This is a genomic window from Bacillus mojavensis (genome assembly GCF_012648005.1).
Taxonomy (GTDB): domain Bacteria; phylum Bacillota; class Bacilli; order Bacillales; family Bacillaceae; genus Bacillus; species Bacillus mojavensis.
Genome location: NZ_CP051464.1, coordinates 2,796,544 through 2,821,163, shown reverse-complemented (window position 1 = coordinate 2,821,163; position 24,620 = coordinate 2,796,544). Strand labels below are relative to the sequence as shown.

Annotated in this window: 25 protein-coding genes; 20 read left to right on the top strand and 5 right to left on the bottom strand. The window is 44.7% G+C overall.

The features are described from left to right. From thiI to HC660_RS14790, 4 genes are all read left to right on the top strand, one after another. Complete coding sequence (thiI, locus tag HC660_RS14805; RefSeq protein ID WP_168748521.1) at positions 1–1,206, top strand: tRNA uracil 4-sulfurtransferase ThiI; 1,206 nt, start codon at positions 1–3, stop codon at positions 1,204–1,206. Between the two features lie 92 nt (positions 1,207–1,298). After that, positions 1,299–1,514: an alpha/beta-type small acid-soluble spore protein gene (locus HC660_RS14800; protein WP_010335306.1), complete on the top strand. Its 216-nt coding sequence runs from the start codon at positions 1,299–1,301 to the stop codon at positions 1,512–1,514. A 177-nt stretch (positions 1,515–1,691) separates the two neighbouring features. Then, positions 1,692–3,281, top strand: a complete 1,590-nt coding sequence (mbcS, locus tag HC660_RS14795; protein ID WP_168748520.1) for an acyl-CoA synthetase MbcS — start codon at positions 1,692–1,694, stop codon at positions 3,279–3,281. 19 nt (positions 3,282–3,300) lie between these two features. Beyond that, positions 3,301–4,893 carry an amidohydrolase gene (locus HC660_RS14790; RefSeq protein ID WP_168748519.1) on the top strand — a complete coding sequence of 531 codons (1,593 nt, stop codon included), beginning with the start codon at positions 3,301–3,303 and terminating at the stop codon, positions 4,891–4,893. Between the two features lie 35 nt (positions 4,894–4,928). Here the strand turns inward: HC660_RS14790 and HC660_RS14785 are convergent, their stop codons facing one another. After that, positions 4,929–5,732: an NAD kinase gene (locus HC660_RS14785; protein WP_010335303.1), complete on the bottom strand. Its 804-nt coding sequence runs from the start codon at positions 5,730–5,732 to the stop codon at positions 4,929–4,931. Between the two features lie 184 nt (positions 5,733–5,916). On the opposite strand from HC660_RS14785, the gene sppA reads away from it, so the two are divergent. The 14 genes from sppA to HC660_RS14720 all read left to right on the top strand — a co-directional run bounded on the left by sppA (position 5,917) and on the right by HC660_RS14720 (position 18,477). Further along, complete coding sequence (sppA, locus tag HC660_RS14780) at positions 5,917–6,924, top strand: signal peptide peptidase SppA (RefSeq protein WP_168748518.1); 1,008 nt, start codon at positions 5,917–5,919, stop codon at positions 6,922–6,924. A 12-nt stretch (positions 6,925–6,936) separates the two neighbouring features. Then, positions 6,937–7,431: an RDD family protein gene (locus tag HC660_RS14775; protein ID WP_044153850.1), complete on the top strand. Its 495-nt coding sequence runs from the start codon at positions 6,937–6,939 to the stop codon at positions 7,429–7,431. Positions 7,432–7,506: 75 nt separating this feature from the next. Beyond that, positions 7,507–8,187, top strand: coding sequence for a DUF2953 domain-containing protein (locus tag HC660_RS14770; protein ID WP_168748517.1), 681 nt, complete (start codon positions 7,507–7,509; stop codon positions 8,185–8,187). A 13-nt stretch (positions 8,188–8,200) separates the two neighbouring features. After that, on the top strand, positions 8,201–8,656 hold the full coding sequence (gene ytfJ / locus HC660_RS14765; protein WP_168748516.1) for a GerW family sporulation protein: 456 nt from the start codon (positions 8,201–8,203) through the stop codon (positions 8,654–8,656). Positions 8,657–8,765: 109 nt separating this feature from the next. Next, the gene (tpx, locus tag HC660_RS14760) at positions 8,766–9,269 is read left to right on the top strand and encodes a thiol peroxidase (protein ID WP_010335298.1); all 504 of its coding nucleotides are present in this window, start codon (positions 8,766–8,768) and stop codon (positions 9,267–9,269) included. Positions 9,270–9,330: 61 nt separating this feature from the next. Further along, entirely contained in the window at positions 9,331–10,317 is a 987-nt protein-coding gene (locus HC660_RS14755) for a class I SAM-dependent methyltransferase (RefSeq protein ID WP_029441388.1), read from the top strand. Positions 10,318–10,659: 342 nt separating this feature from the next. After that, positions 10,660–11,847 (top strand): acetate kinase, encoded by a 1,188-nt coding sequence (locus HC660_RS14750; protein ID WP_010335295.1) that lies wholly within the window; start codon positions 10,660–10,662, stop codon positions 11,845–11,847. Positions 11,848–11,927: 80 nt separating this feature from the next. Then, a complete protein-coding gene (locus HC660_RS14745) occupies positions 11,928–12,440 on the top strand; it encodes a MogA/MoaB family molybdenum cofactor biosynthesis protein (protein ID WP_168748515.1) in 513 nt (170 codons plus the stop codon). A 167-nt stretch (positions 12,441–12,607) separates the two neighbouring features. Next, on the top strand, positions 12,608–13,819 hold the full coding sequence (locus HC660_RS14740; protein WP_010335293.1) for an argininosuccinate synthase: 1,212 nt from the start codon (positions 12,608–12,610) through the stop codon (positions 13,817–13,819). After that, entirely contained in the window at positions 13,816–15,201 is a 1,386-nt protein-coding gene (gene argH / locus HC660_RS14735) for an argininosuccinate lyase (RefSeq protein WP_168748514.1), read from the top strand. The genes HC660_RS14740 and argH overlap by 4 nt, the downstream gene beginning before the upstream one ends. A gap of 64 nt (positions 15,202–15,265) precedes the next feature. Continuing rightward, on the top strand, positions 15,266–15,397 hold the full coding sequence (locus tag HC660_RS21245) for a hypothetical protein (RefSeq protein WP_010335290.1): 132 nt from the start codon (positions 15,266–15,268) through the stop codon (positions 15,395–15,397). Between the two features lie 128 nt (positions 15,398–15,525). Continuing rightward, a complete protein-coding gene (locus tag HC660_RS14730; RefSeq protein ID WP_010335289.1) occupies positions 15,526–16,293 on the top strand; it encodes an SDR family oxidoreductase in 768 nt (255 codons plus the stop codon). A 63-nt stretch (positions 16,294–16,356) separates the two neighbouring features. Further along, positions 16,357–17,040 carry a metal-dependent hydrolase gene (locus tag HC660_RS14725; protein WP_010335288.1) on the top strand — a complete coding sequence of 228 codons (684 nt, stop codon included), beginning with the start codon at positions 16,357–16,359 and terminating at the stop codon, positions 17,038–17,040. A 117-nt stretch (positions 17,041–17,157) separates the two neighbouring features. After that, entirely contained in the window at positions 17,158–18,477 is a 1,320-nt protein-coding gene (locus HC660_RS14720) for a CBS domain-containing protein (protein WP_168748513.1), read from the top strand. A gap of 19 nt (positions 18,478–18,496) precedes the next feature. Here the strand turns inward: HC660_RS14720 and HC660_RS14715 are convergent, their stop codons facing one another. Beyond that, positions 18,497–18,799 carry a YtpI family protein gene (locus tag HC660_RS14715; protein WP_010335286.1) on the bottom strand — a complete coding sequence of 101 codons (303 nt, stop codon included), beginning with the start codon at positions 18,797–18,799 and terminating at the stop codon, positions 18,497–18,499. 130 nt (positions 18,800–18,929) lie between these two features. On the opposite strand from HC660_RS14715, the gene nrnA reads away from it, so the two are divergent. Beyond that, positions 18,930–19,871, top strand: coding sequence for a bifunctional oligoribonuclease/PAP phosphatase NrnA (nrnA, locus tag HC660_RS14710; protein WP_168748512.1), 942 nt, complete (start codon positions 18,930–18,932; stop codon positions 19,869–19,871). Between the two features lie 17 nt (positions 19,872–19,888). Here nrnA and HC660_RS14705 read toward each other — a convergent pair whose 3' ends face one another. From HC660_RS14705 to ytrH, 3 genes are all read right to left on the bottom strand, one after another. After that, entirely contained in the window at positions 19,889–20,080 is a 192-nt protein-coding gene (locus HC660_RS14705) for a YtzJ family protein (protein ID WP_010335284.1), read from the bottom strand. 100 nt (positions 20,081–20,180) lie between these two features. Beyond that, on the bottom strand, positions 20,181–20,684 hold the full coding sequence (gene ytrI / locus HC660_RS14700; protein WP_010335283.1) for a sporulation membrane protein YtrI: 504 nt from the start codon (positions 20,682–20,684) through the stop codon (positions 20,181–20,183). Further along, complete coding sequence (gene ytrH, locus HC660_RS14695; RefSeq protein ID WP_010335282.1) at positions 20,681–21,022, bottom strand: sporulation membrane protein YtrH; 342 nt, start codon at positions 21,020–21,022, stop codon at positions 20,681–20,683. Before ytrH ends, ytrI begins: the two co-directional genes overlap by 4 nt. Positions 21,023–21,162: 140 nt before the next feature. Here ytrH and dnaE point away from each other — a divergent pair, with 140 nt between their 5' ends. Then, positions 21,163–24,510, top strand: a complete 3,348-nt coding sequence (dnaE, locus tag HC660_RS14690; protein WP_168748511.1) for a DNA polymerase III subunit alpha — start codon at positions 21,163–21,165, stop codon at positions 24,508–24,510. Positions 24,511–24,620 lie beyond the last annotated feature (110 nt).

Genomic DNA, 24,620 nt, shown 5'->3' with positions numbered 1-24,620 from the left:
ATGAATTACGATCATATATTAATTCGTTTTGGGGAGATATCAACCAAAGGGAAAAACAGAAAAAGCTTTATTGAACGCTTAAAGCAAAACGTCAGGCTTGTCCTGAAAGACTATCCAACATTAAAATACTTTTCTAATCGGGATCGTATGACGATTACATTAAATGGGGTGGACCCTGAGGCTCTTTTTCCTCACTTGAAACAAGTGTTTGGTATTCAAAGCTTCAGCCTGGCTATTAAGTGTGAGAGCCGTCTTGATGATATTAAGACAACTGCCCTGCAGGCGATCAAGGATCAATATCAGCCTGGAGATACGTTTAAAGTCGCGACAAAGAGAGCGCATAAACAGTTTGAATTAGATACAAATGAAATGAACGCGGAAATCGGCGGCCATATTTTGCGAAATACAGAAGGTCTGACAGTTGATGTCCGCAATCCAGACATTCCGCTCAGAATTGAAATCAGGGAGGAAGCAACCTTTTTGACGATTCGCAATGAAAAAGGCGCCGGCGGTCTTCCGGTCGGTTCAGCGGGGAAAGCAATGCTGATGCTTTCCGGCGGCTTTGACAGCCCCGTAGCCGGTTTTTACGCAATGAAAAGAGGACTGTCAGTAGAAGCTGTCCATTTCTTCAGCCCGCCATACACAAGCGAACGTGCAAAACAAAAAGTGATGGACTTAGCGAAGTGTCTGTCTCGCTTCGGGGGAAGCATGACGCTTCATATCGTCCCGTTTACAAAGACGCAAGAGCTGATCCAAAAACAAATTCCTGAAAACTATACGATGACGGCAACCCGCCGCTTAATGCTTCAAATTGCCGACAGAATCAGAGAAAAAAGAAACGGGCTCGCGATTATTACGGGGGAAAGCCTCGGGCAGGTAGCGAGCCAGACGCTTGAAAGCATGTACGCGATTAATGCGGTTACGTCTACACCGATTCTGCGTCCGTTAATCGCCATGGATAAAACAGAAATCATCGAAAAATCACGGGAAATCGGCACATACGAAACAAGCATCCAGCCATTTGAAGATTGCTGCACGATCTTTACGCCGCCAAGCCCGAAAACACGCCCGAAAAAAGAAAAAATCGAACACTTTGAGAGCTTTGTGGATTTTGAACCGTTGATTCAAGAGGCGGTTGATCACATTGAAACGATGACATTATATAGCGAACAAGAAGCAAACGATACATTCGCAGAACTCTTTTAACTAAGAGCCGGCTCCTGTATACAATTACCAAAGATTTTCTGTATGAAGCCATGTGTTTTGACACATTCTATACTCACAAGGAGGTGAGACACATGGCACAAAACAGTCAAAACGGTAACAGCAGTAACCAACTCCTAGTACCAGGAGCTGCTCAAGCCATCGACCAAATGAAATTAGAAATCGCTTCTGAATTCGGTGTAAACCTTGGAGCAGAAACAACTTCTCGCGCTAACGGTTCTGTTGGAGGAGAGATCACAAAACGTCTTGTATCTTTTGCTCAACAAAACATGGGCGGAGGACAATTCTAATTGACAATTTCACATAATGGCTTAAGAGTGGGGCTTTTCCCCACTCTTTTTCGTTTTTTTATAAAAAAGGACCAGCGGCCTATAAAAACCTATGTTTATAGAGCTTGTTTTTAGGCATATCCTTACGGAAACGGCATGTATTTATGTATAATGGGTGGAGAAAGTGAGGAGTTGTTCGTGTTGAAACGAGAAGATTTAATTGCCCCAATGGAATACAATTTAGTTAATGAAATCGAAAAGTTCAGTGCAACTGGACAAAAAACCGCCCTATTATGGGAGGATGAATCAGGCAAACAAAACGCATGGTCGTATGAAAAGCTTATGGAAGAAACAAATAAAATCGGTGCGGCTCTGGCGGATCTTGGATTTAAAAAAGGAGACAAGCTGATTGTAATGGTGCCGCGTGTGCTGGAAGCCTATGCCGTTTATCTGGCTATCCTGAAATCGGGGATGGTCGTGATTCCTTGTTCAGAAATGCTTCGCGCGAAAGATCTTGAGTATCGGATTGAACACGCTGAGGTAAAAGGTGCAATCGTGTATTCAGAATTTATTGGCGCTTTTCGTGATGTCAGTACTGCAGACCGCCTGATTAAGCTGTCTATTGGCGAAAATGATGCCGGATGGAAAAATCTATTAACGATTGATGCGGATGGAAGCCGTTTTCAAACTGCTGATACAACAAGAGAAGATATGGCATTCTTGTCTTATACTTCCGGAACAACGGGACAGCCGAAAGGTGTTGTACATACACATGGATGGGCATTTGCTCATTTAAAAACATCAGCTGGCGCTTGGCTTGATATTTCTGAACAGGATACCGTATGGGCGACTGCTGCGCCAGGCTGGCAAAAATGGGTGTGGAGTCCGTTGTTGGCGGTACTCGGAAGCGGAGCAACAGGTTTTGTGTATCAAGGCAGATTCAAAGCCGAAAAATATTTAGAACTTTTAAACCGCTACAAAATCAATGTCTTCTGCTGTACGCCGACGGAATACCGCTTAATGGCGAAGGTTGAAGGCTTGGACCGCTATGATCTTTCTGCCCTGCACAGTGCCGTTTCCGCAGGCGAGCCGCTCAACCGTGAAGTCATTGATGTGTTTCAAAAGCACTTCGGCATTAAGGTGCGGGACGGATACGGCCAAACAGAAAGCACGCTTTTAGTCGGTGTCTTAAAGGATATGGATATTAAACCGGGAAGCATGGGAAAACCGACACCGGGAAATCAGGTGGAGATCATCAATGAAGACGGTGAAATCTGCAAAACGGGTGAGGTTGGCGATATCGCCGTTCACCTCAGCACCCCGGCGCTTTTTAAAGAATATTTTAAAGATCCGGAAAGAATGAAAACACAAATTCGCGGCGATTATTTCCTAACAGGAGACAGAGCAAGAAAAGATGAGGATGGTTACTTCTGGTTTGAAAGCCGAAATGACGATATCATTATCAGCTCTGGCTACACGATCGGGCCATTCGAAGTGGAAGATGCGCTCGTGAAGCACCCTGAAGTCAAAGAATGTGCTGTCGTCGCAAGCCCGGATGAAATCAGGGGCTCCATCGTTAAAGCATACGTTGTCCTCCAAGATCACGGAAAACGCAGTGATGAGCTTGTCAAAGTTTTGCAAAATCATGTGAAGACCATTACTGCTCCATACAAATATCCAAGAGAGATTGAATTTGTGGAAAGCCTGCCGAAAACGGCTTCTGCCAAAATCAGACGAGTGGAATTAAGAAAACGTGAAGAACAGCTCAAAGCCAATAAAAAGGCGTAAAGAAAGAGAGTGAACGTGAATGAAGGCGATATGGCACGGCGGTTTCATTTATACGATGCTCGAAGAAGGCCGCCAAACGGAGGCTGTTTATGTAGAGGATGGTGTCATAAAAGGCACCGGCAGCTATGAGAGTCTGAAGAATAAATACAGTTCACCGGAAACACAAGATATCAGTTTGAATGGAGCAGTCATGTTTCCGGGGTTTGTGGACAGCCATTTGCATCTGATCGGGCACGGAGAAAAACAGCTCCAGCTTGATTTATCTTCTTATACATCTAAAGAAGCTGTGCTGCAGGCTGCGAAGGCAAGAGAAGAGAGCCTGTCTAAAGACGATTGGCTCATTGGAGAGGGCTGGAATGAAAATCGATTCGAGAAGCCGGCTTATTTGACGAAGCATGACCTTGATCCTTTATTCCCAGGCAGGCCTGTCTTGCTCAAGCGGGTATGCAGGCATGCAATAGCGGTTAATTCTGCGGCGCTGCAAGCCGCAGGGATTTCAAAAGCCACTCCTGATCCCGATGGCGGCGTGATTGAAAGAGATGCAGACGGCGAGCCGACGGGGCTTCTGTTTGATAAGGCACAGGATCTGATCCTGCAAGCCGTTCCGCCTGTATCTCAGCACTATGTTGATCAGGCGCTTACAGCGGCCATTCAGGATTGCTGGACAAAAGGCCTGACAGGCGGCCATTCGGAAGATTTGTCCTATTACGGCGATGTGTCCGTTCCGATGAAAGCTTATGAGACGGCCGCGGCAAGCGGGAAGTATCCGTTTCGCTGTCATTTGCTCGTTCATCATGCAGCGGTTGATCGGTGGGAGCAAATGAAGAAGCCGTCTGGCCCGTACGTTGAATTCGGTGCCATGAAAATATTTTCTGATGGAGCGCTTGGCGGGAGAACAGCTTTGTTAAAAGAGCCGTATCATGACGATCCTTCCACAAACGGTGTTCAAGTTCATGATGATGAAACACTCAGCCGCCTCGTTCAAAAAGCGAGAGAGAAAGGAATGGAGGTTGCCGTTCATGCGATCGGCGACCTTGCCTTTGAAAAAGTGCTGCAGGCTGTCGAGCAGCATCCGCCAAAAAGAGGCCGGCATGATCGTCTGATTCATGCTCAGGTGCTGAATGATGAGTTGATTGAAAAAGCAGCAAGGATGCCGATCGCTCTTGATCTTCAGCCTCATTTCGTCGCCAGTGATTTTCCGTGGGTGATTGACCGTCTTGGAGAAGCACGGATGAAAACAGCCTTCGCTTGGAAAACACTGATCTCTAAAGGCATTTTATGTGCGGGGGGTTCTGATGCTCCGATTGAGCCTGTTGAGCCGCTTCTCGGCATTCAGTCTGCGGTGCTCCGGACAAGCAGCCGCGAACAAAACGGCCCGACCTATAACGAAAGCGAGTGTTTAACAGTATATGAAGCTATCAGGCTTTATACAGCAGGAAGTGCTGAGATCATATACAAAGAGCAGACACGGGGGAAAATAGCTGAAGGGTATGACGCGGATTTCACCATTCTCAGCGAAGATCCGTTTACAACTGACCCGAAACAACTTCATCTTTTAAAGATAGAAAAAACCGTTATCAACGGTCAGATTGTATATGAGAATCACCAATAAAAAAGGACAGGGGAATAGCCTGTCCTTTTCATTTTCTATAAAAATGTCCGTTTTACTTTCTCCCAAAAAGAATTGTCCTTTAGTTTCACTGTTTTTATTTTTTTATCAGACAGCTTGATTTCAATCGTTTTCACGTTTCTTGTGCTGAGTGCTTCATTGTCCAAACCGATAATCGGGTGTTCATTTCCGGCTTGCACCACACGAAGCGTCAGCTTTCGCTCAGAGCTGAGGACAAACGGAGAGCCTAGAGTGCGGTAGGTATTATTGTTCAATGAAGCAAGCTCCGTCACCTGCATGCAGGGAAGCAGCGGATCAACGACGGCTCCGGCCACAGACTTATTATAAGCTGTACTGCCTGTAGGCGTGGAAATAATCATTCCGTCTCCTCTGAACGTTTCGAAGTGCAGATCGTCAATCAGCACATCCATCACAAAGGTTTTAATAATGCTCGATCGAATGGAAACTTCGTTTAAACAATGAAAAGGACTGGTGTGATCCACTGTCACTTCAATCAGCGGGTATTTTCTGACCTCAATTTGTTCAAATGTCATCGCATCCACCATTTTTTCATGCTCATCACTGTTAAAATCACAGTATAAATGAGCTTTCCCCTTTTTGGTAATGCCGACGTATAAGCAGTCGTCACGGAAATTCGTCTTTCTGACCGCCTGCAAAAATGTACCGTCTCCGCCTACACTGGCAATAATATTGGCGTCAGAAGGCTGATTGACAACAGTAAATCCGTTCTCTTCAGCCAATTGTGTTAAGGAACTGACTTGTTTGTTTGTTTCCTGGTCCTGTTTGTGAAAAAAATAAACATTACGGCGATGATCGGTCATATCCCATTTCCCCTTTGCTGTCATATTTAAGTTTTTCTGCCATCCAGTATTTGTGATAAAATACCTTTGGTCATAAGTGTACCATGTTTGCCGGCAGCCCGTTAAGCCGGAGCTTTCTCATTAATGAAACATTTTTTCATTTCAATCGTATAATGAGAGAGTTTGGGGAAAAGGAGGAGAAAAAATGAATGCAAAAAGATGGATCGCATTAGTGATCGCCCTTGGAATTTTTGGCGTGTCCATCATCGTCAGTATCTCAATGAGTTTCTTTGAAAGTGTTAAGGGTGCTCAAACAGACCTTACGTCACTGACAGATGAATCCCAGGAAGTGACGCTTGAAAACGGAAGCCTTTCCAGCAAAATCGCTGTTTTGGAGGTCAGCGGCACCATTCAGGATAATGGTGATTCAAGCAGTCTGCTCGGTTCAGAAGGGTATAACCACCGAACATTCTTGAAAAACCTTGAGCAGGCAAAAGAAGATGATGCAGTTAAAGGGATCGTACTCAAGGTAAACTCTCCGGGAGGCGGAGTGTATGAAAGTGCCGAAATACATAAAAAACTGGAAGAAGTAAAAAAAGAAACAAAAAAACCAATCTATGTGTCAATGGGATCGATGGCAGCTTCCGGCGGGTATTATATCTCAACAGCTGCGGATAAAATTTTTGCGACACCGGAAACCCTGACAGGATCTCTTGGGGTTATCATGGAAAGCGTGAATTACTCAAAGCTGGCTGATAAGCTCGGCATCTCTTTTGAGACCATTAAAAGCGGGGCTCACAAGGATATTATGTCTCCTTCCCGTGAGATGACAAAAGAAGAAAAAAATATCATGCAATCTATGGTTGATAACTCTTATGAAGGCTTTGTCGATGTCATTTCAGAAGGCCGCGGCCTATCGAAAGCACAGGTAAAGAAAATCGCGGACGGCCGCGTGTATGACGGGCGGCAGGCGAAAAAACTGAACCTTGTGGATGAACTTGGATTTTATGATGATACAATTGCGGCCATGATAAAGGACCATAAAAACTTGAAAAACGCTTCTGTCGTCTCTTACGAGGAAAGCTTCGGATTAGGCTCTCTGTTTTCCATGGGAGCGAACAAAATGTTTAAAAGTGAAATTGATTTTCTGAATATGAGAGAAGTTCTTTCACAATCCGGTTCGCCGAGAATGATGTATCTCTATGCGAAGTAGGAGGGATCAATAATGGATGCGACATATGAAGAGTTAGAGCGCAGCGACATTGCAGGCCCGGATCAAGCGGAACAGCTCACACACGCATATGCGGGCTTTTGGGTCCGTTTTTGGGCTTTCCTGCTTGATTGGCTCGTTGTGTGGGGGTTAAACCATTTAATCGTTTCTCCCATCTTTACTTTACTGGATCTGCCGAAAACGTCCGGCATGTTTACCATCTCAGCCTACAGTATTACAACGCTTTTCGTTTATCTGGCATATTTTGCGCTGATGACCAAATACTTCAGGCAAACGCTCGGAAAAATGGTGTTCGGCCTCAAAGTAATTTCTGTCAAGCAGGGCCATAAGCTGACATGGAGCACTGTGATTTTCCGTGAAGTGGTCGGGCGGTATATTGATAAAATTTGGATTTTATATATCGTCATCGCTTTTTCTCCTAAAAAACAGGGGATTCATGATTATATTGCTGATACAACTGTGGTGCACGAAAAATTATATCGTAAATAACAGATAAACCCGGACCCCGTCCGGGTTTATTTTTTGCTGAATGGGCGATAATGCTTCCTAGAGGAAGTGAAGAATATGGTATATGTGCTGTCAGCCATTCTTATTCTTATAGGTATCGTGCTGCTTCTCAGAATGAAAATTTATGTTGCCGCGGAGTATCTTCATGCTGATGATAATGACAAACTGACCTTGAAAATTACTGCGCTGTTTGGCCTGGTTCGGATTAAAAAAACAATTCCGGCGATTAAGGTGAACAAAGATGACGGAACAGTCGATATCAGACAGAACACAAAATCGAAAGTGAAAAAGAGCAGCAGTAAGAAAAAAATCACGTTTGATGATGTGCAGCAGAGCATCAATAAAATTGAAATGTTTCTGCATCATGTCACTAAGTTAAAAAAAATCAGCGCTTCTTTTATGGCGCATTTGCATATTACAAAACTTGAATGGGTCACAGTCGTCGGGATTCATGACGCCGCGGTGACAGGTGTGTTAACAGGTGCCGTATGGGGAGTCAAAGGCGGTATTGCAGCTATGCTTCATGACCATTTAGACTTTGTGAATAAGCCTGTTTATGACGTGATTCCATCGTTTCAAGTCCCTGTTTCCAAGACCCATTTTCAGTGTATATTCTTTTTTCGCTTTGGACATGCTATGCTTGCAGCTTTCAAATTCGTTAAGTACGGACGGGAGCTTTCTGTATTAAAGAAGAATCCGTCAGCTCGAATGACTTCAAAGAAAGATTCATCAGTTTAAGGAGGAAGCGTATATGGCAGACCATCCCATCCAAGGTTTAATGAAAACAGCAATGGAAAACTTGAAGGAAATGATTGATGTTAACACAATCATCGGAGATCCGGTTGAAACACCGGATGGAAGCGTGATTTTAACCGTTTCTAAAGTTGGATTCGGATTCGCCGCAGGCGGCAGTGAGTTTGGCGGGAAACCGGCTGTGAAAAAATCGGAAGACGATGAAACAAGAGAGCAGAAACTACCTTTCGGAGGCGGAAGCGGGGGCGGTGTGTCTATTACGCCGATCGCGTTTTTAATTGTTGGTTCGACTGGCATCAGAATGCTTCATTTAGATGAAAATACTCATTTGATTGAGAAAATTCTGGACGCAGCCCCTCAAACACTGGAGCGCATACAGCAAATGTTTAAGAAAAATAACAAGAATCAAAACCAAGGCCAAAATCAAAACCAAATGAACAATATGAATTATTAAAGAAGGGTTAACTGCGGCGGCCGCAGTTAACTTTTTTTTGGCATATACTTTGCAGTTTGCAAGAAACTTTACTATGATAGAGACATACATACAAAAGGGAGGAATTATAATGGCTGAAATTACATTCAAAGGCGGTCCGGTTACGCTTGTCGGACAAGAAGTGAAAGTAGGAGATCAAGCCCCTGATTTCACAGTGCTGACTAACAGCCTTGAAGAAAAATCGTTAGCTGACATGAAAGGAAAAGTAACGATTATTTCTGTTATCCCTTCAATTGACACAGGCGTTTGCGATGCGCAAACCCGCCGCTTTAACGAAGAGGCTGCAAAGCTTGGAGATGTTAACGTTTATACAATCAGTGCGGATCTTCCATTTGCACAGGCGCGCTGGTGCGGAGCAAACGGGATTGACAAAGTGGAAACTCTGTCAGACCACAAAGACATGTCATTTGGCGAAGCGTTCGGTGTATATATAAAAGAACTTCGTCTGCTTGCGCGTTCCGTATTTGTGCTTGATGAGAACGGAAAAGTCGTTTACGCTGAATATGTAAGCGAAGCAACGAACCACCCGAATTATGAAGAGCCGATTGAGGCTGCCAAGGCATTATTGAAGTAAGCAGGTGAAAAAAGCTCCAGGCTGCCGCCGGAGCTTTTTTCATGGCAAGGAGGAACACATTATGCAAAACGATCATGTAGGTGCGGTATACGAGCTGCTGGATGATGCCGCGATTATCATAAAAAATGAATTGCAGATTTCATATATAGAAGCGCTTGCCGAAGCGGGAGAAATGTATTTTCTTCAAAAAACGGATCAGCTGAAGCTGCCGAATGAGAAGGCTGAAAAGCTTAAAGCGCTGCTTGAAAAAGCCAAATTTGACACATATGAGCACGAGTGGGTGCGAAAAGCATTCCAGCTTGCCGTCTTAAAGGGATTAAAGGATATATCCCATCCAAACAGACAAATGACGCCGGACACTATCGGACTGTTTATCAGTTACTTGGTAAATAAGTTTATGGCAGGGAAAAAGGATGTAACACTTCTTGATCCGGCTGTTGGAACGGGAAATCTTCTGTTCACCGTGTTAAACCAGCTGTCAGAGAATACGGCGAAAAGCTATGGCGTAGAAATAGATGACGTGCTTTTGAAAATTGCCTATGACCAGGCGAACCTTCTGAAAAAAGAGCTGGAACTGTTCCATCAGGACAGCCTCGAGCCGCTGTTTATCGATCCGGTTGACACAGTGATATGCGATCTGCCGGTTGGCTATTATCCGAATGACGAGGGGGCAAAAGCCTTTGAACTGAAAGCGGATGAAGGCCATTCCTTCGCTCATCATTTGTTTATTGAGCAAAGCGTCAAGCATACGAAACCCGGCGGCTACCTGTTCTTTATGATTCCGAATCATTTGTTTGAAAGCTCTCAAAGCGACAAGCTGAAGCAGTTTTTCAAGGACAAGGTTCATATTAATGCACTATTGCAGCTGCCAAAATCAATTTTTAAAGATGAAGCCCATGCCAAAAGTATTCTTGTGCTTCAGAAAACAGGTGAAGAGACGAAAGCGCCGAACCAAATTCTGCTTGCGAATCTGCCGTCCTTCTCCAATCAGAAGGCGATGCTCGACATGATGGCACAAATAGATGCATGGTTTACAAAGGAAAAATAGAAAAATGAAAACAGTTTGAGCTCCGTCTGAGGAAGCTTAAGCTGTTTTTTTGTATGAACATCAGAGGAAAGATAGACGAATTGAATAGGGTTTCAACACACAAAATACGAAAGGAGAAACTGCAGGATGAAAGCGTTAATCAATGTTTAGCGCATAGGTAATGTGTCTGAAAATAACGACTTCTTTTTGTAAGCGTTATCAATACGCAAGTTGACTTGAAAAGCCGACATGACAATGTTTAAATGGAAAAGTCAGATATTTTTCGGGAGAAATTGATGATTTCACCGGGAAAAAAGTACGAAAAACGAAGATGTTGATACAGAGTAAAAAGGAGCGTCAATCATGTCCAAAATTATTGCAATTAACGCAGGAAGCTCGTCTTTGAAATTTCAGCTTTTCGAAATGCCTTCAGAAAAAGTTTTAACGAAGGGCTTAGTTGAACGAATCGGTATCGCCGACAGTGTGTTCACGATTTCTGTAAACGGCGAAAAAAATACAGAAGTAACTGATATACCTGATCATGCGGTAGCGGTTAAAATGCTGCTGAATAAGCTGACAGAATTCGGCATTATCAAAGATTTAAATGAAATTGACGGAATTGGACACCGCGTGGTACACGGCGGAGAAAAATTCAGCGATTCCGTTTTATTAACGGACGAAACAATTCAGGAGATCGAAGATATTTCTGAATTGGCGCCGCTGCATAACCCGGCAAATATCGTTGGAATTAAAGCCTTCAAAGAAGTGCTTCCAAATGTTCCTGCGGTTGCTGTTTTTGATACGGCATTCCACCAAACAATGCCTGAGCAGTCTTACCTGTACAGCCTGCCATACGAATACTATGAAAAATTCGGTATCCGTAAATACGGCTTCCACGGCACTTCACATAAATATGTGACGGAGCGTGCGGCAGAGCTTCTCGGCCGTCCGTTAAAAGATTTACGCCTGATTTCCTGCCACCTTGGCAACGGTGCAAGTATTGCGGCTGTTGAAGGCGGAAAATCAATTGATACATCTATGGGCTTCACGCCGCTTGCGGGTGTGGCAATGGGTACACGCTCTGGAAACATCGACCCTGCCCTGATCCCATACATTATGGAGAAAACGGGCCAAACCGCTGACGAAGTACTGAATACATTAAACAAAAAAAGCGGACTGCTTGGCATCTCCGGTTTCTCAAGCGATCTTCGTGACATCGTTGAAGCAACGAAACAAGGTAATGAGCGCGCGGAAACTGCGCTTGAAGTCTTCGCGAGCCGTATCCACAAATACATCGGTTCTTACGCTGCCAGAATGAGCGGTGTTGATGCGATCATCTTTACTGCCGGTATCGGTGAAAACAGCGTAGAAGTCAGAGAACGCGTTCTTCGCGGTCTGGAATTTATGGGCGTATACTGGGATCCTGCGCTTAATAACGTACGCGGTGAGGAAGCGTTCATCAGCTACCCTCATTCTCCAGTAAAAGTTATGATCATTCCGACTGATGAAGAAGTCATGATTGCACGCGACGTTGTTCGTTTAGCTAAATAATGCAAAAAAGCACATTCTCTTGAATGTGCTTTTTTGTTGAAGCATGATAAAGGTAGACAAAAATACAAAGAGGTGAGCCAATGAGTGTTCAAGAGCATAAACAAGAGGCACCCGGTATTGTCCGGTGCAAAGTGATTACGGTCAGTGATACGAGAACGGAAGAAACGGATAAAAGCGGCAGGCTGATGATCTCATTTTTAGAAGAAGCCGGCCATCAGATTGCTACATATGAAATTGTAAAAGACGAAAAGGATGCCCTGCAGCGGGCTGTGCTTGCGGGCTGCATGGATGATCAGACGGACGCGGTTCTCTTAAACGGAGGGACAGGCATAGCAAATCGGGACGTCACCATTGAAGCCATTACGCCGCTGTTTTCGAAAGAGCTGCCCGGCTTTGGAGAAATATTCAGGATGCTCAGTTATACAGAAGACATCGGCTCCAGTGCAATCATGTCGAGAGCCACAGCCGGCGTTATCCAACATACAGCCGTTTTTTCAACGCCAGGCTCCAGCGGTGCGGTAAAGCTGGCAATGAATAAGCTGATTATTCCGGAGCTCGCCCATGTGGTCAGAGAAATCAGAAAAGACAAGTAAATGAATAAATACTACGAAACTTCACCTGAAAAATGGGTGAAGTTTTTTTAATAAAAGGCTTGAAAAAAAGGAGCTTACTTGTTAAAGTGTATACATACAAAATGTATTTTTATTAAATATAATTTATTTTTATACAAAAGAAACAGGGTTGAGAGGAGATTTTTATGATGGCAGAACAGAAAAAAGTCGTATTAGCATACTCAGGGGGTCTTGATACTTCCGTCGCGATAAAATGGCTTCAAGAGCAAGGGTATAATGTTATCGCCTGCTGCCTGGACGTCGGCGAAGGCAAGGATTTGGCGTTTGTTCAGCAAAAAGCGTTGGAAGTCGGCGCAACAAATTCTTACGTGATTGATGCAAAAGAAGAATTCGCCCAGGATTACGCGCTGTTATCTTTGCAGGCTCACACGATGTATGAAGGAAAATATCCGCTCGTGTCCGCATTGTCTCGTCCGCTTATTGCAAAAAAATTAGTCGAGATCGCAGAAAAAGAAGAGGCACAGGCGATTGCGCACGGATGCACAGGAAAAGGAAATGACCAGGTGCGTTTTGAGGTATCAATTAAATCTTTGAATCCTGACCTTGAAGTCATCGCCCCAGTTCGGGAATGGCAATGGTCTCGTGAAGAAGAAATCGAATATGCGGCAAGCCGCGGCATTCCGATTCCGATCAATCTTGACAGCCCGTATTCCATTGACCAAAATCTTTGGGGACGCGCAAATGAGTGCGGCATTTTAGAAGATCCGTGGGCCGCTCCGCCAGAAGGAGCATACGACCTTACAGCGCCGCTGGAAAAAACACCGGATACACCGGAAGTCATTGAAATCGCATTTGAACAAGGTGTGCCTGTATCCATCGACGGCGTCTCTTACTCCCTTTCTGAATTAATTTTAAAACTGAACGAAATTGCAGGCGCGCATGGGGTCGGACGTATCGATCACGTGGAAAACCGCCTTGTCGGCATTAAATCCCGTGAAGTATATGAATGCCCGGGTGCGATAACACTTATCAAAGCACACAAGGAACTGGAAGATTTGACATTAGTGAAAGAGGTCGCGCACTTTAAACCGGCCATCGAACAAAAGCTGTCAGAAATCATTTACAACGGCTTATGGTTCTCCCCTTTAAAAGACGCGCTGCACGCTTTCTTAAAAGAAACGCAAAAACACGTTACAGGCATCGTTCGCGTGAAGCTGTTTAAAGGCCATGCCATTGTAGAGGGGCGTAAATCAGAATACTCTCTATATGATGAAAAACTTGCAACATATACTAAAGACGATGCGTTTGACCACCATGCGGCAATCGGATTTATCGAGCTCTGGGGACTTCCGACAAAAGTGAACAGCATCGTGAAAAAGAAGGAGCAGATTAAAGCATGAAGAAGCTTTGGGGAGGCCGATTCCAAAAAACACCTGAAAAATGGGTCGACGAATTCGGCGCGTCCATATCATTTGACCAACATTTAGTCACTGAAGACATTACAGGGTCTCTCGCACATGCTGCCATGCTGAAAAAATGCGGTATCCTGACAGAAGAAGAAGAGATGAAAATCCGTGAGGGACTGAAAACCCTTTTGCAAAAAGCAGAAGACGGGGCATTAGAGTTCTCAGTTGATTATGAAGATATTCATTTAAACATTGAGAAAATGCTCATTGACGAAATCGGCCCTCTCGGCGGCAAGCTGCATACCGGAAGAAGCCGGAATGACCAGGTGGCAACTGACATGCATTTGTACCTGAATAACCATGTCGCCCATATTATCGAGCTGATAGAGGCATTCCAAGGTGCGCTCATTGATAAAGCAGAAGCAAATGTTGAAACCATTCTGCCGGGCTACACTCATCTTCAGCGCGCCCAGCCGATTTCATTCGCTCACCATCTGCTTGCGTATTTCTGGATGCTGGAGCGCGACAAGGAACGTTTTCAGGATTCAATGAAGCGGATCAACAAATCTCCGCTCGGCTGCGGAGCGCTCGCGGGTACCACCTTCCCGATCGATCGTGAGTATTCAGCAGAGCTGCTCGGCTTTGATTCCATTTATGAAAACAGCCTCGACGGCGTCAGCGACAGAGATTTCATTTTGGAATTTTTAAGCAACAGCAGCATGCTGATGATGCACCTTTCCCGTTTCTCTGAAGAAATCATTCTGTGGTGCTCCCAGGAGTTTAAATTCATCGAGCTAGACGATACGTATGCAACAGGAAGCAGCATGATGCCGCAGAAGAAAAACCCGGATATGGCTGAGCTGATTCGGGGCAAAACGGGGCGCGTATACGGTGACATGATGGGGCTGTTTACGATCATGAAAGGCCTTCCGCTCGCTTATAACAAAGACCTGCAGGAAGATAAAGAAGGCATGTTTGACACGGTGAAAACGGTCGAAGGCAGCCTGCAAATCTTCACAGGTATGATTCAAACAATGACTGTTAACAAAGACGTCATGAAGCAAGCGACAAAACAAGACTTTTCAAATGCGACCGAACTGGCTGATTATTTAGCGAAGAAAGGAATGCCATTCAGAGAAGCGCACGAAGTGGTCGGAAAGCTTGTGTACACATGCATCGAAAAAGGAATCTATTTAAGTGACATGCCGTTTGACGATTTTCAGAAGGCGAGCGATCTTTTCGAGGATGATATATATACTGTTTTGGACCCTTATCATGCGGTCGAAAAAAGAATGAGCGCAGGAGGCACGGGCTTCAAACAAGTTGAGCAGGCACTTGTAAAAGCGAAAGCTTGCGTGGCAGCCGGAGTTTGTTAAAATTTCCTTCATAAAATCCCGTCATAACAGCCAACCTACCTCTATAATGATGGGAGGCAGAAGGATGAAAAAAGAACCGGAACGCTATATTTATGATGAACAAGAAAGCCAGGAGACAACAAGGCTCATTTCCGAAGCATATCAAAGCGGTTATGTGGATATCCCGGATCAAGAGCCTTCATCTTCTGCGGAATAAGCTGTCTATTATAGGCAGCTTTTTTTGTATGGCAAAGTGTAAAAAGTGATATTAACGGTCTTTTATAGTAAAGTAGAAGAAGAAACACTTTATTGAAAAGCGGCGACGTTGCTTTGGGAGGTATTGATGTGCGACATGCTTTAATTACTGCCGGTTCGAAGGGATTAGGCCGCAAAGTGACTGAAACATTGCTTGCAAAGGGGTATTCAGTAACAGTGAATTACAGGCAGGATGAAGAGGCTGTCAGCCGCCTGAAGGAAGCCTGTCCTGACTATCTTGACCGGCTGCAATTTGTAAAAGGTGATGTCACCAAAAAAGAGGATTTGCTGCGCATAGCAGACGCTGCCTTGGACCGTTTCGGGAGAATCGACTTTTTGATTAACAACGCGGGGCCATACATATTTGAACGAAAAAAGTTAGCCGATTATACCGATGACGAATGGTACGGTATGCTGGAAGGAAATTTAAGCGCTGTCTTTCATTTATTCAAAGCAGTTATTCCGGTCATGAGAAAACAGCAATTCGGGCGTATCATCACGTACGGATTTCAAGGCGCGGCACACGCACCGGGCTGGCTTCACCGCTCCGCTTTCGGCGCCGCAAAAGTGGGGTTGGCTTCTTTAACAAAAACAATTGCGATCGAAGAAGCTGAATCGGGCATAACCGCTAATATGGTTTGCCCGGGCGACATTGTCGGCGACATGAAGGAAGCGTCAATAGAGGAAGCCAGACAGCGTATCGGCAAAGAAAAAACGCCGATAGGAAGATCCGGCACCGGTGAAGATATCGCCAGAATCATTGCCTTTTTGTGCGAAGAGAACTCAGACCTGGTGACAGGAACTGTGATTGAAGCAACCGGGGGCCTCAATGTCATTAACAAGAATCAATCCACATAAGTTTTTCAGCATCTTAAAAAGGGAAAATGAAATCACCAAATACAAAGTGACGAGGTGAAAGAAATGAAAGTAACGTATCACGGACATTCTGTAGTTGCAGTAGAAACGAATAATCATCATATTTTATTTGACCCGTTTTTGACAGGAAATTCGTTAACCGATTTAAAACCTGAGGATGCAAAAGCGGACGCTATCTTATTGACTCACGGCCACAATGACCACGTGGGCGACACTGAGCAAATCGCAAAGCAAAATAACGCACTGGTTGTGGCACCGAATGAGCTGGCTGTATATTTGGGATGGAAAGGGTTAAATGTTCACCCCATGCACATCGGCGGCTCCCATCAGTTTGATTTTGGGAAAGTGAAGCTTACACAGGCCTTTCATGGATCTGCCATCACTGACGAAGAAAATAAAACGATCACTTACACAGGCATGCCATCCGGTATTCTGCTGACTGTTGAGGGCAAAACGATCTTCCACGCCGGCGATACGGCTCTTTTCTCTGACATGAAACTGATCGGGGAACTGAACCATATTGATCTTGCCTTCTTGCCGATTGGCGACAACTTTACGATGGGGCCTGAAGACGCCAAGCTAGCTGCAGAATGGCTGCGTGCAAAACAAGTTGTACCGGTTCATTACAATACATTCCCGGTCATCGAGCAAGACCCGGAAGCATTTGCAGACAGCCTGCCGGGCGGAGTCGGAAAAGTCATGGCCGTCGGTGAAACGATTGAGCTTTAATCGCTAAAAGCATCTCCTGAAAATCAGGAGATGCTTTTTATTTTCCTGCCTCATTGCGAATCAATCATCCGAGCCCTTATAATAAAAGCAGAAGACTGTCCCTTAGAGGTGAAAGGTTTGGCAACTAAGCATGAACAAATTTTAACATATATTGATTCGCTGCCCGTAGGTGAAAAAATCTCTGTGCGGAGAATCGCAAAGGAAATGAAAGTAAGCGAAGGCACGGCGTACAGAGCGATCAAGGAAGCAGAGAATAAAGGCTTTGTCAGTACGATTGAACGTGTCGGAACAATCAGAATTGAACAAAAGAAAAAAGAAAATATCGAAAAGCTTACATATGCTGAGGTTGTAAACGTCATAGACGGACAAGTGCTCGGAGGCCGGGCGGGGCTCCATAAGACATTGAATAAATTTGTCATAGGCGCAATGGAGCTGGACGCGATGATGCGGTATACGGCAGCCGGGAATCTTTTGATTGTCGGAAATCGAATCAATGCACACAGACAGGCGCTTGAGGCAGGCGCCGCTGTACTCGTAACGGGCGGATTTAACACAGATGACAGCATCGTGCAGCTGGCAGATGAGCTTGAGCTGCCGATTTTATCCACGAGCTATGACACCTTTACAGTCGCCGCTATGATTAACCGGGCGATTTATGACCAGCTGATCAAAAAAGAAATCGTTCTGGTGGAGGACATTTTAACGCCCGCTGACCGTACGATATATCTTTCACCTAAGGATAAACTTGAAAAATGGTACGAGAAAAATTTTGAAACGGGCCATGGGCGGTTCCCGGTTGTCGACGAACAAATGAAAATCCACGGGATCTTGACTTCGAAAGATATCGCAGGTCACGACCGGAATGCACCCATTGAAAAAGTCATGACAAAAAATCCGGTTACGGTTATTGGAAAAACGTCTGTCGCCTCAGCGGCGCAAATGATGGTATGGGAAGGGATCGAAGTGCTCCCCGTCACTGACGGACACCAAAAGCTGATTGGCATGATCAGCCGCCAAGACGTGCTGAAAGCTCTTCAAATGATTCAAAAGCAGCCTCAAGTCGGGGAAAAGCTTGATGATATTGTCTCAAGAGGATTTAAAGATGAGGATGATGATAAACAGGATCAGATTGTTTATCAGTATGAAGTAACACCGCAAATGACAAATCAGCTGGGGACGATTTCTTATGGCGTGTTTACGACCATTTTGACGCAAGCGGCCAATCGGTTTTTGCGCTCGAAAAAACGCGGCGAACTAGTGATAGAAAGCATCACCATTTTCTTTTTGAAGCCTGTGCAGATGGAGTCGGTCATCGAAGTCAAGCCGCGCATTTTAGAGGCTGGAAGAAAGTTCGGAAAAATGGAAGTTGAAGTGCACAGCCAAGGCCATATCGTGTCTAAAGCAATGCTGATGGTTCAGCTGATGGAAAGAAGCTAAGGGACGTCTCAGGCGCCCCTTACGCGTGATCTCTTTCAGCTTCTTTGGCGTGAAGGGGATTGTAATGGCTGTAGGCTTTATAACCTGCCCATGCGCTTCCGGCTCCGATGACGATAAAGATCCCGCCGATTACTAACGTTAAAACTGAATGGAATAATATCATTTGATTGAGTCCGTAAAACAGCACCAGCGATCCTAATGCCATGCTGGATTTTGCTGAAAAGATTTCTTTTTCCAAAGATTGCTTTGTCCGTACGCCTTTTACTTTATAGTACACATAAAAGCAGGCTGAAAGCCCAATCAAAAAAACAAGAACCAGCATAAATGAAATCCTCCATCGTAAAAGTTTACAAACCCATTCTATACAAAAACGGGCTTGGTTTTGATGTTATTTTTCTTTTCCGTCGGCAGAGAATGTGATTTAATGAAAAAAAACAATAAAGGAGTATCAAATGAAAACAGAATTGATCATAACCATATCATTATATGACACGATTATCTTACATAGACATGTGCGCCCTGACCCGGATGCCTACGGATCTCAGTGCGGACTTACGGAAATCCTGCGTGAAACGTATCCTGAAAAAAATATTTTTGCGGTCGGCACGCCAGAACCGTCCCTCTCTTTCTTATATACCCTCGATGAGGTGGACGATGAAACATATAAAGGCGCCCTTGTGATCGTCTGCGATACGGCAAATCAGGAAAGAGTCGACGATCAGCGTTATTTATCAGGCGCCAAACTAATGAAAATCGACCACCATCCGAACGAAGATCCTTACGGCGATCTTCTGTGGGTCGATACGAATGCAAGCTCAGTAAGTGAAATGATTTACGAACTGTATTTAGAAGGAAAAGAGCACGGCTGGAAGCTGAATACAAAAGCCGCAAAGCTGATCTATGCCGGCATTGTCAGTGATACCGGACGCTTCTTATTTCCCAATACAACGGAAAAAACATTACAATATGCAGGCGAGCTTATTAAGTATCCGTTCTCTTCTTCAGAGCTGTTTAATCAATTGTATGAAACAAAACTGAATGTGGTGAAGCTTAACGGCTATATCTTTCAAAATGTGTCTTTGTCTGAAAATGGCGCTGCTTCTGTTTTCATCAAAAAGGACACTCTGGAAATGTTCAACACAACAGCTTCTGAAGCGTCGCAGCTTGTCGGGACGCTTGGAAATATCTCAGGCATTCGCGCATGGGTGTTTTTCATAGAAGAAGACGATCAAATCAGAGTCAGATTCCGTTCAAAGGGGCCTGTTATTAACGGACTCGCCCGGAAATATAACGGCGGAGGGCATCCTCTGGCTTCAGGCGCCTCCATTTACAGCTGGGATGAAGCGGAACAGATTTTAGCTGATCTGGAGACGTTATGTAAAGAACACAAGTAGAGGGGAGACCCTCTCTCTTAGTGTTCATCTGTGACGGGGATGAACCAGCAGCCGAACTCAGTAAGGTCCTCGTAGACTTGGAGATTATGAGATTGAAGTTCTTTTTTGATGAGGGAAGCGAGTGAGTTTGTTTCGGCATATGCAGAAAAACCTTGTCTGAGTCGGGCTGCTTGATCTTTTGCTAATTGACGGTCACTGTAAACCTCCATTTCCCTTCCTCCTCCTTTCGCTATTAAGCCTCATTTATAGTTTATAAAAAAGAATGGGAAAAAGCGACAGGAGTTTGAAAAATTTAAGAAAATTCCATATTTACGTCGCGAATGATATTTCAATTTCTACAGAAAGCCTTGTGTAAATAATTAATTCCTTGACAGCTGCCTCATATTTTTTTTCATTGATCGTATAGACTTTATTTTCAATTGTCCGTTTTAAAAGCTCCTTCGTTTTATAGACGCTTTCTATATCCTTTGTAATGACCTCTGAAATATCATCCTTCACATGCTCCTCGAATTTTGTTTTATCCGGCTGCGAGATTTTGTATTTTTCTCCATTTAATAATTTTACATCGACGCTTTGAATAAGCAGTTTTCTTTTATTGTCTTCATTTAGTTTGTGGAGGTCTTCCTGATAGATGGAAATTTGGTTGTTCAAGTCTTTGACGTGCTCTTTTTGTTTTTCGATGAGGGAAACCTGCTCCTCTTGGAATGTTCCGTATGTAAACAGGAAAAAAAACCAGCTGATCACGGCTCCGCACATCATACCAGCAAAAAAACGCTGCCATCCCGGTTTTTTGTAATGCTGCGGCACCCTCATGAAGAAATATGCTCCTGCGTCAGCCATGAAATAATAAGCCAGCCGCTTTGCGCCCCGCCCATGGCCGAGATAATGAGAAGAATCTGCTTGAATAAATCTCTCGTATTGCCTTCAAGAATACCCCGTTCAAAGCTGTATACCGCATCAAATGTACCTCCGATTGCGGCGACCAGCGCCCAAATTTTTAATCTGTTCGCAAGCTTTGAAATAACCGTAAGCGGGGCTTCGCCTGCCAAATATGCTCCAAGGCCTCCGATGAGTGCGCCTCCGATCAGCACCCCTAATGCGATAAAATAACTGTTGATAAAATTTACCATAAAGCCAGCTTCCTGATCCATCTTAATCACCTCACCTTTTATATCATATTGAGCTTTCGGGACAAGTATGATGAGGACTCGAAAAAGAACATTTGTTTCTTTTGAAAACCCGACTTATAATGAAGAAAGAAATGGATCGTAATGGAGAAAGAGGTGATAGCATGTCTTTTGTTCACCTGCAAGTGCATAGCGGGTACAGCCTGCTAAACAGCGCCGCGTCTGTGGAAGAGCTCGTCAGTGAAGCTGACAGGCTCGGATATGGGTCTTTGGCGCTGACAGATGATCATGTCATGTACGGAGCTATTCAATTTTATAAAGCATGCAAGGCGAGGGGGATTAACCCGATTATCGGCTTGACGGCTTCTGTTTTCACAGATGATGACGAGCTCGAAGCCTACCCGCTCGTCCTGCTGGCAAAATCAAATACAGGCTATCAAAACCTGCTGAAGATCAGCAGCGTCCTGCAATCGAAATCAAAAAACGGCCTGAAGCCAAAATGGCTTAACAGCTATCGCAAAGGTATTATCGCAATTACCCCTGGTGAGAAGGGCTATATTGAAATGCTGCTCGAAGGAGGTCTGTTTGACCAAGCCGCTCAAGCAGCGCTTCATTTTCAGTCTATATTCGGGAAAGGCGCTTTTTATTTATCCTTTCAGCCGTTTAAAGAAAATAAATTCTTATCTGAGCAAATTCTCCGGCTGTCTGAAGAAACGGGAATTCCGGTCACGGCGACAGGCGATGTTCATTACATAAGGAAAGAAGATCAGGCTGCCTATCGCTGTTTGAAAGCGATAAAGTCAGGTGAAAAACTCACTGAGGCATCAAACGAAGAGATGCCGGATCTCGATTTGAAATCCATTGATGAAATGCGTGTTCTATATCAAGAGCATCCTGAGGCATTGCAAGCATCTGTTGAGATTGCAGAACAATGCCGGGTTGACGTCAGCCTCGGACAGACCCGCCTGCCGTCATTTCCGACTCCAGACGGTTCATCCGCGGATGATTATTTGACGGATGTTTGTATGACAGGGCTCCGCAGCCGCTTTGATACACCTGACGAACGGTATATTCGACGACTTCAATATGAGCTTGATGTCATCAAGCGAATGAAGTTCAGCGATTATTTTCTGATCGTATGGGATTTTATGAAGCACGCCCACGAAAACGGGATTGTGACAGGACCGGGAAGGGGTTCTGCGGCGGGATCGCTCGTGGCTTATGTTCTCTATATCACGGACGTTGACCCGATCAAGCATCACCTGTTATTTGAGAGGTTTTTAAACCCGGAGCGAATCAGTATGCCGGATATTGATATCGACTTTCCGGATACGAGAAGGGACGAGGTCATTCAGTACGTTCAGCAGAAATATGGCGCCATGCACGTCGCCCAGATTATTACCTTCGGGACGCTGGCGGCAAAAGCAGCGCTTCGGGACGTCGGAAGGGTATTCGGTGTAAGTCCGAAGGAAGCGGATCAGCTTGCGAAGCTCATTCCTTCAAGGCCGGGCATGACCTTGGATGATGCGAGAAAACAATCACCGGAGCTGAATAAGCGTCTCAGTGAGTCAAGTCTGCTTCAGCAAGTCTTTACGATTGCCAGAAAAATAGAAGGTCTTCCGAGGCATACGTCAACCCACGCGGCCGGCGTTGTCCTGAGTGAGGAACCGTTAACAGATGTTGTCCCGCTTCAGGAAGGACATGAAGGGATCTATTTAACGCAATACGCGATGGATCACCTCGAAGATCTGGGCCTTTTGAAAATGGATTTCTTAGGCTTGCGCAACCTGACACTCATCGAGTCCATCACTTCAATGATTGAAAAAGAAAAAAATATGAAAATAGATCTTTCGAGTATTTCTTATCAAGACGAAAAAACATTCTCTCTGCTGTCAAAAGGGGATACGACAGGGATTTTTCAGCTTGAATCCTCAGGAATGAGAAGCGTTCTGAAAAGGCTTAAGCCCTCAGGATTAGAAGATATTGTCGCGGTAAACGCGCTGTACCGGCCCGGTCCGATGGAAAACATTCCGTTATTTATCGACCGTAAGCATGGGCGGGTGCCGGTCCATTATCCCCATGAGGATTTAAGAGAGATATTGGAAGATACGTATGGCGTCATCGTTTATCAAGAGCAAATTATGGTGATTGCGTCACGTATGGCAGGATTTTCTTTAGGAGAGGCGGACCTGCTCAGACGTGCAGTCAGCAAAAAAAAGAAAGACATTCTTGACCGAGAGCGAAGCCATTTTGTTGAAGGGTGCTTAAAAAAGGAGTATTCTGTAGACACTGCAAATGAAGTCTACGATTTAATCGTCAAATTCGCAAACTATGGCTTCAACAGAAGCCATGCGGTGGCATACAGCATGATCGGCTGCCAGCTTGCTTATTTGAAGGCTCATTATCCTTTATATTTTATGTGCGGATTGCTTACAAGCGTCATTGGCAATGAGGATAAAATAGCTCAATATCTATACGAAGCGAAGGGGAGCGGGATTCGTATCCTTCCTCCGTCAGTGAACAAAAGCAGTTATCCGTTTACAGTTGAAGGCGGAGCTGTCAGGTACAGCCTCCGTGCGATAAAAAGTGTAGGCGTCTCAGCAGTCAAAGATATATATAAAGCCAGAAAAGAGAAACCATTCGAAGATCTTTTCGATTTCTGCTTTCGTGTGCCGTCAAAAAGCGTAAACCGCAAAACGCTTGAAGCGCTCATATTTTCTGGTGCAATGGATGAATTCGCTCAAAACCGGGCCACACTGCTCGCATCGATTGACGTTGCGTTAGAGCATGCCGAGCTTTTCGCCGCGGACGATGACCAAATGGGATTGTTTTTAGATGAATCGTTTTCCATTAAACCGAAGTATGTGGAGACCGAGGAGCTCCCGCTTGTGGATATTCTTGCATTTGAAAAAGAAACGCTCGGTATTTATTTTTCAAATCATCCGCTCTCTGCCTTCCGAAACCAGCTGACAGCGCGCGGAGCGGTATCCATTCAGCAGGCTCAGCAGACTGTTAAAAAGCAGGTTTCACTCGGTGTCCTGCTGACGAAAATCAAAACGATTCGGACAAAAACAGGTCAAAACATGGCGTTTTTAACGTTAAGCGATGAGACCGGTGAGATGGAAGCCGTTGTGTTCCCTGAACAATTCAGACAGCTTTCTCCCGTTTTAAGAGAGGGCGCTCTATTGTTCACAGCAGGGAAATGTGAAATCAGGCAGGAAAAAGCCCAGTTTATTATGTCCAGAGCGGAATTGCTGGAAAATATGAATGCTGAAAAAGCGCCATCGGTTTATATTAAAATAGAAAGCAGTCAGCACAGTCAGGAGATCCTGACAAAGATAAAGCGCATTTTGCTGGAGCATAAGGGGGAAACCGGCGTTTATCTCTATTATGAAAGGCAAAAACAGACGATAAAGCTTCCTGAGGAGTTCCATATCGAGGCGGATCACCAGGTATTATACCGCTTAAAAGAGCTGTTAGGGCAAAAAAACGTCGTTTTAAAACAGTGGTAACCATTCTCTTTTTGTTATACAATTGGAGCAATTATGTTACTCTGTTTAAATATTCTGATAGATCAACTCCGCAGAATGCAGCAATCAATGCAGCAGCATACGAATCAAAA

What these genes read in the sequence shown, in the direction of transcription:
- ytrH (WP_010335282.1), bottom strand. Translation starts at nt 21,022, where the DNA reads ATGGATCAGGAAGCTGGCTTTATGGTAAATTTTATCAACAGTTATTTT.
- ytrI (WP_010335283.1), bottom strand. Translation starts at nt 20,684, where the DNA reads ATGAGGGTGCCGCAGCATTACAAAAAACCGGGATGGCAGCGTTTTTTT.
- thiI (WP_168748521.1), top strand. Translation starts at nt 1, where the DNA reads ATGAATTACGATCATATATTAATTCGTTTTGGGGAGATATCAACCAAA.
- HC660_RS14770 (WP_168748517.1), top strand. Translation starts at nt 7,507, where the DNA reads ATGGTATATGTGCTGTCAGCCATTCTTATTCTTATAGGTATCGTGCTG.
- HC660_RS14705 (WP_010335284.1), bottom strand. Translation starts at nt 20,080, where the DNA reads ATGGAGGTTTACAGTGACCGTCAATTAGCAAAAGATCAAGCAGCCCGA.
- HC660_RS14715 (WP_010335286.1), bottom strand. Translation starts at nt 18,799, where the DNA reads ATGCTGGTTCTTGTTTTTTTGATTGGGCTTTCAGCCTGCTTTTATGTG.
- HC660_RS21245 (WP_010335290.1), top strand. Translation starts at nt 15,266, where the DNA reads ATGAAAAAAGAACCGGAACGCTATATTTATGATGAACAAGAAAGCCAG.
- sppA (WP_168748518.1), top strand. Translation starts at nt 5,917, where the DNA reads ATGAATGCAAAAAGATGGATCGCATTAGTGATCGCCCTTGGAATTTTT.
- HC660_RS14800 (WP_010335306.1), top strand. Translation starts at nt 1,299, where the DNA reads ATGGCACAAAACAGTCAAAACGGTAACAGCAGTAACCAACTCCTAGTA.
- HC660_RS14725 (WP_010335288.1), top strand. Translation starts at nt 16,357, where the DNA reads ATGAAAGTAACGTATCACGGACATTCTGTAGTTGCAGTAGAAACGAAT.
- HC660_RS14745 (WP_168748515.1), top strand. Translation starts at nt 11,928, where the DNA reads ATGAGTGTTCAAGAGCATAAACAAGAGGCACCCGGTATTGTCCGGTGC.
- HC660_RS14775 (WP_044153850.1), top strand. Translation starts at nt 6,937, where the DNA reads ATGGATGCGACATATGAAGAGTTAGAGCGCAGCGACATTGCAGGCCCG.
- HC660_RS14755 (WP_029441388.1), top strand. Translation starts at nt 9,331, where the DNA reads ATGCAAAACGATCATGTAGGTGCGGTATACGAGCTGCTGGATGATGCC.
- HC660_RS14790 (WP_168748519.1), top strand. Translation starts at nt 3,301, where the DNA reads ATGAAGGCGATATGGCACGGCGGTTTCATTTATACGATGCTCGAAGAA.
- nrnA (WP_168748512.1), top strand. Translation starts at nt 18,930, where the DNA reads ATGAAAACAGAATTGATCATAACCATATCATTATATGACACGATTATC.
- HC660_RS14740 (WP_010335293.1), top strand. Translation starts at nt 12,608, where the DNA reads ATGGCAGAACAGAAAAAAGTCGTATTAGCATACTCAGGGGGTCTTGAT.
- HC660_RS14750 (WP_010335295.1), top strand. Translation starts at nt 10,660, where the DNA reads ATGTCCAAAATTATTGCAATTAACGCAGGAAGCTCGTCTTTGAAATTT.
- ytfJ (WP_168748516.1), top strand. Translation starts at nt 8,201, where the DNA reads ATGGCAGACCATCCCATCCAAGGTTTAATGAAAACAGCAATGGAAAAC.
- dnaE (WP_168748511.1), top strand. Translation starts at nt 21,163, where the DNA reads ATGTCTTTTGTTCACCTGCAAGTGCATAGCGGGTACAGCCTGCTAAAC.
- HC660_RS14785 (WP_010335303.1), bottom strand. Translation starts at nt 5,732, where the DNA reads ATGACCGATCATCGCCGTAATGTTTATTTTTTTCACAAACAGGACCAG.
- tpx (WP_010335298.1), top strand. Translation starts at nt 8,766, where the DNA reads ATGGCTGAAATTACATTCAAAGGCGGTCCGGTTACGCTTGTCGGACAA.
- argH (WP_168748514.1), top strand. Translation starts at nt 13,816, where the DNA reads ATGAAGAAGCTTTGGGGAGGCCGATTCCAAAAAACACCTGAAAAATGG.